Origin of the sequence: Nostoc sp. WHI (assembly GCF_015714725.1) — a bacterium.
In the GTDB taxonomy this organism is placed as follows: domain Bacteria; phylum Cyanobacteriota; class Cyanobacteriia; order Cyanobacteriales; family Nostocaceae; genus Nostoc.
The window spans coordinates 1-9,539 of sequence record NZ_WBKM01000383.1 but is presented as its reverse complement, the minus strand read 5'-3'; the positions used below and the strand labels follow the sequence as shown (position 1 = coordinate 9,539).

The 9,539-nt window shown below is 38.7% G+C and carries 17 protein-coding genes; 15 read left to right on the top strand and 2 right to left on the bottom strand.

What is annotated here, in order from left to right; translation table 11 throughout:
- Positions 1–387: 387 nt before the first annotated feature.
- A complete protein-coding gene (locus F8S12_RS41440) occupies positions 388–735 on the bottom strand; it encodes a hypothetical protein (protein ID WP_230968592.1) in 348 nt (115 codons plus the stop codon).
- A 365-nt stretch (positions 736–1,100) separates the two neighbouring features.
- Between F8S12_RS41440 and F8S12_RS39665 the strand changes: the two genes are divergently transcribed.
- From F8S12_RS39665 to F8S12_RS39595, 15 genes are all read left to right on the top strand, one after another.
- Positions 1,101–1,694, top strand: a complete 594-nt coding sequence (locus F8S12_RS39665) for a ParA family protein (protein WP_196521765.1) — start codon at positions 1,101–1,103, stop codon at positions 1,692–1,694.
- A complete protein-coding gene (locus tag F8S12_RS39660; protein WP_196521764.1) occupies positions 1,691–2,098 on the top strand; it encodes a hypothetical protein in 408 nt (135 codons plus the stop codon). The genes F8S12_RS39665 and F8S12_RS39660 overlap by 4 nt, the downstream gene beginning before the upstream one ends.
- A gap of 206 nt (positions 2,099–2,304) precedes the next feature.
- Positions 2,305–2,595 carry a DUF2281 domain-containing protein gene (locus F8S12_RS39655; RefSeq protein ID WP_196521763.1) on the top strand — a complete coding sequence of 97 codons (291 nt, stop codon included), beginning with the start codon at positions 2,305–2,307 and terminating at the stop codon, positions 2,593–2,595.
- On the top strand, positions 2,595–3,038 hold the full coding sequence (locus F8S12_RS39650) for a type II toxin-antitoxin system VapC family toxin (RefSeq protein WP_196521762.1): 444 nt from the start codon (positions 2,595–2,597) through the stop codon (positions 3,036–3,038). Before F8S12_RS39655 ends, F8S12_RS39650 begins: the two co-directional genes overlap by 1 nt.
- A gap of 250 nt (positions 3,039–3,288) precedes the next feature.
- A complete protein-coding gene (locus tag F8S12_RS39645) occupies positions 3,289–3,846 on the top strand; it encodes a GIY-YIG nuclease family protein (RefSeq protein ID WP_196521761.1) in 558 nt (185 codons plus the stop codon).
- Positions 3,847–4,332: 486 nt separating this feature from the next.
- Positions 4,333–5,352: a tyrosine-type recombinase/integrase gene (locus tag F8S12_RS39640; RefSeq protein WP_196521760.1), complete on the top strand. Its 1,020-nt coding sequence runs from the start codon at positions 4,333–4,335 to the stop codon at positions 5,350–5,352.
- 141 nt (positions 5,353–5,493) lie between these two features.
- The gene (locus F8S12_RS39635) at positions 5,494–5,772 is read left to right on the top strand and encodes a hypothetical protein (RefSeq protein ID WP_196521759.1); all 279 of its coding nucleotides are present in this window, start codon (positions 5,494–5,496) and stop codon (positions 5,770–5,772) included.
- 115 nt (positions 5,773–5,887) lie between these two features.
- On the top strand, positions 5,888–6,115 hold the full coding sequence (locus tag F8S12_RS39630; RefSeq protein ID WP_196521758.1) for a hypothetical protein: 228 nt from the start codon (positions 5,888–5,890) through the stop codon (positions 6,113–6,115).
- Between the two features lie 9 nt (positions 6,116–6,124).
- Positions 6,125–6,340: a hypothetical protein gene (locus tag F8S12_RS39625; protein WP_230968591.1), complete on the top strand. Its 216-nt coding sequence runs from the start codon at positions 6,125–6,127 to the stop codon at positions 6,338–6,340.
- Between the two features lie 28 nt (positions 6,341–6,368).
- On the top strand, positions 6,369–6,563 hold the full coding sequence (locus F8S12_RS39620) for a hypothetical protein (protein WP_196521756.1): 195 nt from the start codon (positions 6,369–6,371) through the stop codon (positions 6,561–6,563).
- Between the two features lie 36 nt (positions 6,564–6,599).
- Complete coding sequence (locus F8S12_RS39615) at positions 6,600–6,902, top strand: hypothetical protein (protein ID WP_196521755.1); 303 nt, start codon at positions 6,600–6,602, stop codon at positions 6,900–6,902.
- 426 nt (positions 6,903–7,328) lie between these two features.
- Positions 7,329–7,520, top strand: a complete 192-nt coding sequence (locus F8S12_RS39610) for a hypothetical protein (protein WP_196521754.1) — start codon at positions 7,329–7,331, stop codon at positions 7,518–7,520.
- Positions 7,521–7,555: 35 nt separating this feature from the next.
- Positions 7,556–7,759, top strand: a complete 204-nt coding sequence (locus F8S12_RS39605; protein ID WP_196521753.1) for a hypothetical protein — start codon at positions 7,556–7,558, stop codon at positions 7,757–7,759.
- Between the two features lie 250 nt (positions 7,760–8,009).
- On the top strand, positions 8,010–8,303 hold the full coding sequence (locus F8S12_RS39600) for a hypothetical protein (RefSeq protein ID WP_196521766.1): 294 nt from the start codon (positions 8,010–8,012) through the stop codon (positions 8,301–8,303).
- 2 nt (positions 8,304–8,305) lie between these two features.
- A complete protein-coding gene (locus tag F8S12_RS39595; protein WP_196521752.1) occupies positions 8,306–8,719 on the top strand; it encodes a hypothetical protein in 414 nt (137 codons plus the stop codon).
- A gap of 291 nt (positions 8,720–9,010) precedes the next feature.
- On the opposite strand, the gene F8S12_RS39590 is transcribed toward F8S12_RS39595, so the two are convergent.
- On the bottom strand, positions 9,011–9,539 hold a 529-nt coding region (locus F8S12_RS39590), incomplete at its 5' end, for a pentapeptide repeat-containing protein (protein ID WP_230968590.1).

Genomic DNA, 9,539 nt, shown 5'->3' with positions numbered 1-9,539 from the left:
TCCTGCCGTAATCTGGAGACGTACCAGTTTTGATTCTCAAACCCAGGCTGGTAGCCATTTTGTGCAAAGGATGTTAACTGTTGTGACTACTCCGGAGGCGGAGCGTCTCCGGCTCCGCTCAAGTCTCAGCGTCGAAATGTCTTGGAATTTTTGACTCAAGCCATTAGCGCTAAACGCCAGGGTCAACCAACTCCTTCTTTACTTCCACAAGTTCCTGCCGAGTAAAGTTGCTGTCAAAAATGCTGCTTAAAACCCACGAATTTATACAGTTTGATTTCCCAAATTGAATCAGTCTGCTGTCTGCTTCTTTTGAACTCTAACTCTTTGATGTCAATGGGTTTTACTTTCTTGTAATTTGCGATCGCCCCGTGGTCGATTACCGAAAATTTACCCTATAATTACTGCTATAAGGAGAAATTTAATATCTTGATCTAACTCTTGAATTTCCTGAAATAACTCAAGGGAACGCTCTAAATAGCTATCAGCTAGATCTAAAAGTTTCTTATCATTTACCTCCATATCTCTACTTTCTAGGCAAAACAGTCGCAGTGTATCGAAGCTGTTGCATGACTGTTCGACAATCTGAGCAAATAGTTCACAGATGTCAGGGTCGTTAGACCACTTACATCCTAAACTTGCAGAAATATTAGAAACAATTGTAGTAAGATCCTTAAAACTATAATCATTAATATTAAGCGAAATCCGAGTAAGTGAACTATTTGTAGCTTGTAACAACCAATCTAAATTTTCTCTTAGTATTGAGGTATGAGTATCATCGGCTCAGAAAACCGGGTTAAGCTTAAAAGCCTTATTAGGTAAGGATTATGACGATAATGAAGGTCATTGACTTTTACTGATTATCGAGTAACTACTCAACGATAAAATAAGGGTTTCAGCTTCTAAAAATCCTTGTATTACTCATGTAATGTCTGTTAACCCGGTTTTCTGCGCGAATGCTACTCATACCCCTACTTAGGAGATTTTAGATTTTTGAATTGGTGAAATATTGTATTGTCACCAAGTTAACATTTTATAAATAAACAAATACAAATTTTCGTTATTTTAAGAGTAAACTAGCAGCATTTACTGGAGTACACAGAGTGATAATCACCCTTGCTAGTTTCAAGGGTGGCGTAGCTAAAACGACAAGCGCCATCCATATTGCTTGCTTTCTATCTCAGCATGGCAGCACTTTGCTAGTTGATGGCGATCCAAACCACAGTGCTACAGGATGGGCAAAGCGAGGAGCATTACCCTTTAAAGTTGTGGATTTACTACAAGCTCCTATGCACAGTCGTAATTTTGACCATGTAGTTATAGACACAGCAGCTAGGCCAAGCCACGAAGATTTAGAAGCTCTTGCCGATGGGTGTAATTTATTAATCTTGCCTACTACCCCTGATGCTTTAGCGATGGATGCACTGTTGCAAACTGTAGGCGCTCTCAAATCATTAGGCAGCTCGCGCTATCGTGTGTTGCTTACAATTATTCCCCCAGCCCCCCGCTTAACAGGACAGCAAGCACGGGAAGCATTGGAGGCGGAGGGAATACCACTATTTCAACATGGGATTAGACGATTTGCTGTTTATGAAAAAGCGGCACTGGAGGGGCTGCCAGTTTATCAAGTAAAAGACCGCAGCAGCAAAATAGCATGGCGAGAGTATCAAGAGGTGGGTAAGGAGATATTGTCATGAGCAACCCTAAACCTAGCCCTTTTAAAAAGTTATTTGAAACCAAAGACGAACCACAACTTGAGCCAGAACAACCGCCAGAAACAACTACAGAGAGTAACGTGATACAGACTCCAACACCACAAAAGACAGCGCCAATTCAAGAAGAACCCCGTAAACGTGGCAGACCTGCAACAGGTAAGCGGTCTGATGATGCTTGGATTGGGCGCACCTACTATGTGAAACGCTCAACAGATTTGGACGTAGAGGAAGAATTACTTAAACTCAAAAGGCGTGGCGTAGAGATTGATAAAAGCGAATTGGTAGATTTTCTCATGGCTGTCTGGGTGAAATGGCAGCAAGGTGAAAATATAGATTTACTAATTGGTGAATTTACGCCAAGGCGAAATTCTAAATTAGATGACTGAATGCCTGGAACGTAGTGTAGGTGCAAGGTGAAAATATAGATTTACTAATTGGTGAATTTACGCCAAGGTGAAATTTTAAATTAAGCCGACTCCTGACTGAATGGCTGGAACGCATTGTACTAACGCTGAAAGAAACTATTGCGATAATGAAAAAGACTGATGCAGCTATTCCTGGATTACCCATGCATCTTTAGGAGATACCCACTATGACTATCAAAGAATTGCTTCTTATCGAAATTGAATCCACCTCAGATACCATTCTGACTGAAACGCTAGACTTTTTACGCTTTTTGAAAACGAAGGAAACCCAAACACAGCCTGTTTCATCTGTGGCAGATTCTGCCGACCAAACTCCAGTAAATTCCACAGGTCGCTCACTGCTCGAACATTTAAAAACAATTGGTAAATGGTCAGGTGATGATTTACAAGAGTGTCTTGAGCTAGTTTATGCCACTCGCGGCAAAGCCAAATTTGATTACGACAACCCCTTTGAATAATGTACCTATTAGATACAAATCACTGTAGTCAAGCAATTCTTGGTAATACCAATGTGCTTCGTCGCCTTGAGTATATTGAAAATTCTGTGATTACAACCTGCGCCATCGTTCAAGGCGAACTGATAGACATGGCAGAACGTTCTCAACGCAAGGAAAGTAACTTAGTCCTCATTAACCGTTTTCTAACGGGTATATACATCCACAACGTTGATGGATTTACTGCTACTATCTACGGGCAACTGAAAGCCGCTTTATTCAATCAATTTGCACCGAAAGAGAAAAGTAAGCGGAGAAAAACGAAAATAACTGATCTAGGCTTTGATGAAAATGATCTTTGGATTGCTGCTGTAGCTCTACAACACGGTCTTACCGTTGTGTCAGCCGACAGCGACTTTCAGAGGATTCGGGAAGTAAGGGCATTGTCCATTGAATCTTGGTTGTAAATTTTATGTACTTTGGGAGAGAGCGTTGAAAATTTTTACTTGAAAAATAAGTATAAATACATAATTTTATTTACACCTTTTTCTTAAATCTTTATCGATTCTACACTGTAGCAATATTGACCCAACATTATTGCGAAGCTATGACAGAGGAAGTATAGTTTGGTTAATTTGGGTGCATCACCAAGAATCTGTCGAGCAGTTAACTTTGTTTTCAAACACTGAATTTAGCTCAAAAAACACATTAAAAAATTTGAGATATCTTCCACCGATTAACTGTAATAAGGTATTGCTAGAGAGCAAGTCACGAATTTTTGAATTTCAGCAGGATGAAAAAGAAAATAATTTAATTAGAAGACAAACAAAACTGTTTGATATCACATCTATTCCTTGCGAATGTCAGCTAGATCCTGATACTATTAACCCTCTGAGTTTGCCGCTCCAGCCATTAAATTTTGCTACAGAAGTTAATCAATTTGATAACGCTTGCATTTATTTTATTTTAGATAAAGCACTTCCGTTAATTTTATATATAGGTCAAAGCAAAAACTGCTGTAAGCGTTTGCGTACACTTAATTATTCTTCGAGTGGCGCTCATCATCGCAAAAAACAAATTGAGTCCTATCAACAATTAAATCAAAATTACGGATTTTCATCATCTATTTACATCGCCCGTTGGGACTTACCTATTCTTTTGGAAGAAAAGTATCGGTTAGAGTTAGAAAAAAGCTTAATTTTGAAGTGGTATCCTCTTTTCAATCAACAGAACCAAGAATCAATTTTGTGGAGCAATTACTTAGTCAAAATATAGCTAAAATACTATCGTTCTGCTTTGATTCGCGTTATAAAGACCATTTAAGAGTGAATAGTTGAGTCAAACATGGATGATTTTTAAACCTATTGTTAATCTCTGCCAACTTAACAGGCGATCGCTTTCCTTCCAAACTGTATAGAAACTGGTACAGAGGAAGCGTATATACAAACCTATCCAGGCTTGTATTGACTACTGCGATGGGCTACGCCCGACCAAAGGTCATCGCCCATGCCTAGACGATCACGGCTGGTGGTTTGTAAGCTGGTCTGTTTCAATATCTGCTGCACCAGATGCCTAGTGTTTGCTATCAATTTTGATATCAAAGCAGGAAATTACAGAACTAGCATTACTAATTAACACCTGCCTACTACCGCAAGTAGTATTTTGCTCTCTACTCCATGTTTTGATTGATGCTCCCCCCTACCCAGGTATGATAGACGTTATTGGAAAACTGTATTATCAATAACGACGCAGTAAGCACTTATGCCTAACGAGCCAATTTGGGGAGAGCTAGTTAAAGTTGAGTTGGAGGCGTGTTTAGATGCCCCGATCGCCAGATATTTTGACGCACAGCTAGACACTGATCCAGATGTGTTGGCGCAGCTGTTGGCAGATAAGCGCAACCCCAATACTCGACGGGCTTATGAAAAGGATTTGAAGGATTTCTTTATCAAGATGACTTTATTACCGCCAAGTGGTGATAGTGTGCTGGAGTTTCTGCACTTGCAGCGAGAGCAGGCAGTAATGGTGGTGCTGAAATACAAGGCGATGTTGATTAAATCTGGGCTGCGGGAGGCAACCATCAATCGGCGGTTGGCGGCGATAAAGTCGTTAGCGAAGATGGGGCGGAAGTTGGGAGTGTGCAATTATTCCCTGGAGGATGTTTCAGGAGAGAAGGTCAAGGCGTATCGGGATACGCGGGGTGTTGATAGCAAAGCGATATCTATTGTAATTCAGCAATTTGATCGGGAGACTTTGATTGGTAAACGCAACTATGCAATTTTTCTGGTGCTGTGGGGTTTAGCGTTGCGTCGCCAGGAGATATGTCATCTTAATGTGGGGGACTTTGATTTTTATGGACGCAAGTTGAGGGTTTTGGGGAAGGGTAAGGGAACGAATGAAGAGTATTTGGATATGTCTAAGGATGTGGCGGCTGCTCTTGCAGATTGGTTGATAGCGCGAGGGGATTTGAATGCTAATTTACCGATATTTACAGCGTTAGATTTTCATAACGAAGGACATCGCTTAACTACTGATGCCATCTATAAAATAGTGGCTACTGCTTTTAAAAAGGCGGGGGTTAAGAAACCCATGTCACCACATAGGGTAAGGCATTCGGCAATTACGGCGGCACTCGATGCGACTGATGGGAATATCAGAAAGGTGCAGAAGTTAAGCCGTCATGCTGACCCGCGAACGCTGATGATTTATGATGACAACCGGAATAAAGACTTGTGGGAGATGTCAGAATTGTTGACGGGTATGTTGAAGTATTCCGAGTAAGAAAAATTAATTGACTAACTATAGTAGATTGCTCTTATTCAATAACTGGTAATTCAATCTGTTTGATAAGATATTTTTACGGAACTTATCAAGTCACCTACAAAACGAAACTCAGTCCAAATAATTCTCAAGGGTAGGAGTATGAAATCAGATGTATTAGAGCTATGTCATCAAGAGTTTAAAAATAATTCTGTGAGGTTTTTGTCAGCAATCGCAATTGAGCCTGGATATTTTCAAAGCTTTGAAGAGATAGTGCAGGCTGTCTCGCTTGAAAGCGCTATCCCATACAAAGATTTAGTATCTTATGAAAAGGACTTTCTTCGTGGTTGGGATGAGGTTTATGAAAAGGCTTATGCTGAGGCTTACCGACGAAAAAATGGGGAAAGTCCTAACTTGAACTGGTTTGATAAGCTTGGCTGAAGCCAAAATATTTCTCGGAGTGCTTTAAATCCTTGGACAGGAAATCAATCATGATTATTGATACATTAATTTTAGTAGTTTTAAGTATCAAGTGACGAAAAGGGAATTTTGAAAAATGATGAAAAACGCTATTTATGAAGGGGACTACTCCCTAATAATCACTAATTACCCTCCTTTTTCCGAGGTAGAACCTGGCAAGCCTGTCCATGAGGCTCATATATTGCCTGGAAAGCAAGAAGGTGCTTATTTCGCAGGAGAGTACGCGAAATGCGTGGAAGCTTCAGATGCTTTTTTTGAAGATTACGAGCGCTACTGTAATGAATTTAAAAACGAAGATTACTAAGTAGGAATTATGAGTGAATTAAGTAAACCAAAGGCAACAATGGAGCGTCTTAAACGCATGATCCTAGCTAGCTGGTTAGTCGAAGTTCAGAAGGAGCTGATTAAGCGTGATCAGAATGCATTACTAATAGACTTAGAAAATTGCCATCTCTACGATAAAATGACACCACAGCAAGCCGTTGATGCAGTTATTAAGTTACAAGAAACAGAAATAAATACGGGTTAGCCGATCCAAGTGAAAAAAATGGAGAATTATGAACTTTAACGAAAGACAAATTATTCAACAAGCTAAACGCCGTCTGGATGGATGGACAGAAGAAGATGGTTGTATGTATTTGGATGACTCATCCCCTGATGAGTATGAGCCTGAGCCAATAATAGCGGTGTTAGGTGCAGATCCTAACTCAGAAGAAATAAAAAAGATTTTTGAAGATCAAGCGAAAACTTGAAAGGCAAGACAATCTGACGAAAACGGGATTTTACCTATGCACATAAACGAATCAGATAAAATTGATATTGACGCAGCATTAGCTCGAATAAAATGCTATTTAGATACTTTTGGACAGCATATAAGTTGCCTTGATTACTCTATTGAATGTTTGGAAAATTTAAAAGAGGAGATAAAAGAAGGTAATGCTGAAGCAATTAATGATTATTTGTATGGCGCTCTATCTCGAACGAAACAGATAAAATCAGAACTAAGTGAAGATATTAAAGTAATTAAAGGATACTTGTCTTATTTTGTTGAATCATCTGAAAAAATATTTACCAGACCAAAGGAATTATGAGCAACGAAAAATTACTATACATTTTTCACATGAAGGACGGAACAGAATTTTGTGAATTCGCACTTACCTTACAAGAGGCTCTAGAAAAATGCGAGATACAACTTTCAAACTGTAATTGCATAATGACAAGCTCTAAATATTCAATTGTGACTGTAACGAAATAAAAATTATGACTATAAAAGAACTGGCTGAAAATCAATTACAAGTTCTTACAACTTCTTGACAAAATGGTATGTACGAAATTATTGAATGTAGACTTTTCCGCCCAAGCAAGACAATTTATTTGATTTGGAATTCAAAAACGGGAGTTTTCCCCACAGACCGCTTTTATATTTCTCTAGAGGAGGCAGAAATAGCTAAAGGGCATTTGGGGCCTCCAGAAGGCTGTTTCAAAGCAATAAAATGACAAAATGAGGATTTTGAATAATGAAAATATATTTTGGAAATTTAGTTGCACTAATCAGAAAATCTAATTTTCATCCTGATAATACTCAAGTACTAGAAATAAGATTTCTCGATAACCCAAATTTCAATTTGGGGCATGATTACTGCGGCACTTTTCAAGATTGCATTAGAGAAGCTACAGCAAGCTTTAAAGATTTGGCTAAATTTAGCTAATTTAGAATAAAAAGCTATGACCAGAGGCAAGATCAGTGGGTAAAAGAAAATTAAAACCCGGCGATCTAGTTACTTTTAAATCGCACGATGAACAGTGTAAGCCATTTCAGAAATTCGGTACTGTAAAACACTATGTTTATCCACACTTTCACCCAGACGGATACATTGAAATTGTGGATGAAGTCGGCGACACAATTCTTTTCGGCAATGCGGGTAAAGGGATTCAGAAAGCCAAGTGACAAAATGGAGAAAAATGCCATACTGATTAAGTGGTAATCGTAGCTAAAGTAGTCCACGAGACAAAATGGAGATTTTGACCAATTTAGTTTTTTGGTAACTGACACTCTTCGCCATTACTGGACAATAAATGCCCAATTGCGAATAACAGAAAATAATACTCCCGCAGTTTTTCATAGTGCGAAAATTCCTGTCAGTGTTGAACTTGCAGGCTTTTAGTATTTATGTCGTCAAATCAGAGGGGATTGAAAAATGACATCCCAAATAACTGACCTAATAATTGTCTATCAAACAGAAATTTCTTACCCAGAAGGAGATGACATCCACTTAATAGAAGGGCGAGTTTGGGAATTAGATCAAAATCTCGAATTAACCACTGAAGATATTTTTGAGATTGTGTGTCAAGAATACCACCTAAATGCTGAGTTGATAGAAAAAGAACTAAATTGTAAATGTCCATTTGCATTAACTGGCTTTTTAATGGAGTTAGAACGGACAGAAGTTTCCTATTATTTGAAAATTGAAGAAATGGTTGAGGGAGAATAAATATGCTTGTCATGAATAATGACTTTATTGACCAGCTACGTGAAGAATTAGATATTTGGGATAATTCTCCAACGGAGTGTGATGGGCATAGCAAAGTTCTCTCTACTATTTTATTTAATAAGGGTATTGAACATATAATTTGCTACGGTTCATTCCAATGGATTGGGCATGGTCAAGTGTCACCGCATTATTGGATTGAGTTGCCGAGTGGGAACCTAACAATTGATTATCGAGCCAGAATGTGGTGTCGTGTTATGGAAAATCCACAATTAGTTGATGTAGAAGTTCCGCACAGTATATTTAATCCTGCATATTGGAATCAGGTTCAATACACCAAGATACAACAACAGATTCCAGAAGATTTCGGCGTACCTCTAGAAGACTGGTTGTTTAAAATCTTAACTGTATCTATTTAAGCGACTAATTATAGTAGATTAATCGTAATTGAAGAAATGGTAATTAAATCGCTACGCATTTTTATAATCAGGAAATGCCCCAAAAATCTCAGTCACGTTATCCAGAAAATTGGTCAGATATCGCTCTTGATGTCAAACAATCTGGGGTACAAGTATCATCGGAACAGAAAACCGGGATAAGAAGCATTACATGAATACTACAAAAAATTTTAGGTGCTGAAACTCTTGATTTATCGTTAGGCAGTAGTTAGTGATTTGAAAAGTGAGCTACTACAACTTTCAAAAAAATCCTTACGCAATAAGGCTTTTAAGCTTAACCCAGTTTTCTGTTCCATTGATACTCACACCCCTATTATCAGGTTTACGAAGGGGGTTAGGGTTATATGCAGTAGGGAGTCGCATATAAACGTACTCACATCTGACCCCATCAAATTTAGTATCGGTGGTAATGCCCCAATCTTGAATGAATGCACCAGTGAGAGTTGCACCTGTAAAGTCTGTGTGGTCTAGTTGAGTCTGCACTAGCTTGGCTCTAGATAAATCTGCTTCTTGGAAATTAGCTTTACTTAAATTTGCACCAATAAAACTTATATCTACCAAATTGGCTCCTTGAAAATTGACTCCTCGCAAGTCTTCACGGTCAAAATTTTTGTCTTCAGAACTTACGCATTGACAAAAAAGACAATAAATGTAGTGTAGAAAATCAGAAAATAATAGGCGATCGCTAGCAGTAGAGGACTGGAAAGATGGATAATTTACACTGTCTCTATTGAGGGTATGGCAATCAGAGTAACTACCAAGCCATCCACGGCAAAGTGTG

Coding starts and splice junctions, on each gene's coding strand:
- F8S12_RS39660 (WP_196521764.1), top strand. CDS start 1,691: ATGAGCAACCCTAAACCTAGCCCTTTTAAAAAGTTATTTGAAACCAAA.
- F8S12_RS39655 (WP_196521763.1), top strand. CDS start 2,305: ATGACTATCAAAGAATTGCTTCTTATCGAAATTGAATCCACCTCAGAT.
- F8S12_RS39650 (WP_196521762.1), top strand. CDS start 2,595: ATGTACCTATTAGATACAAATCACTGTAGTCAAGCAATTCTTGGTAAT.
- F8S12_RS39640 (WP_196521760.1), top strand. CDS start 4,333: ATGCCTAACGAGCCAATTTGGGGAGAGCTAGTTAAAGTTGAGTTGGAG.
- F8S12_RS39635 (WP_196521759.1), top strand. CDS start 5,494: ATGAAATCAGATGTATTAGAGCTATGTCATCAAGAGTTTAAAAATAAT.
- F8S12_RS39630 (WP_196521758.1), top strand. CDS start 5,888: ATGATGAAAAACGCTATTTATGAAGGGGACTACTCCCTAATAATCACT.
- F8S12_RS39625 (WP_230968591.1), top strand. CDS start 6,125: ATGAGTGAATTAAGTAAACCAAAGGCAACAATGGAGCGTCTTAAACGC.
- F8S12_RS39620 (WP_196521756.1), top strand. CDS start 6,369: ATGAACTTTAACGAAAGACAAATTATTCAACAAGCTAAACGCCGTCTG.
- F8S12_RS39615 (WP_196521755.1), top strand. CDS start 6,600: ATGCACATAAACGAATCAGATAAAATTGATATTGACGCAGCATTAGCT.
- F8S12_RS39610 (WP_196521754.1), top strand. CDS start 7,329: ATGAAAATATATTTTGGAAATTTAGTTGCACTAATCAGAAAATCTAAT.
- F8S12_RS39600 (WP_196521766.1), top strand. CDS start 8,010: ATGACATCCCAAATAACTGACCTAATAATTGTCTATCAAACAGAAATT.
- F8S12_RS39595 (WP_196521752.1), top strand. CDS start 8,306: ATGCTTGTCATGAATAATGACTTTATTGACCAGCTACGTGAAGAATTA.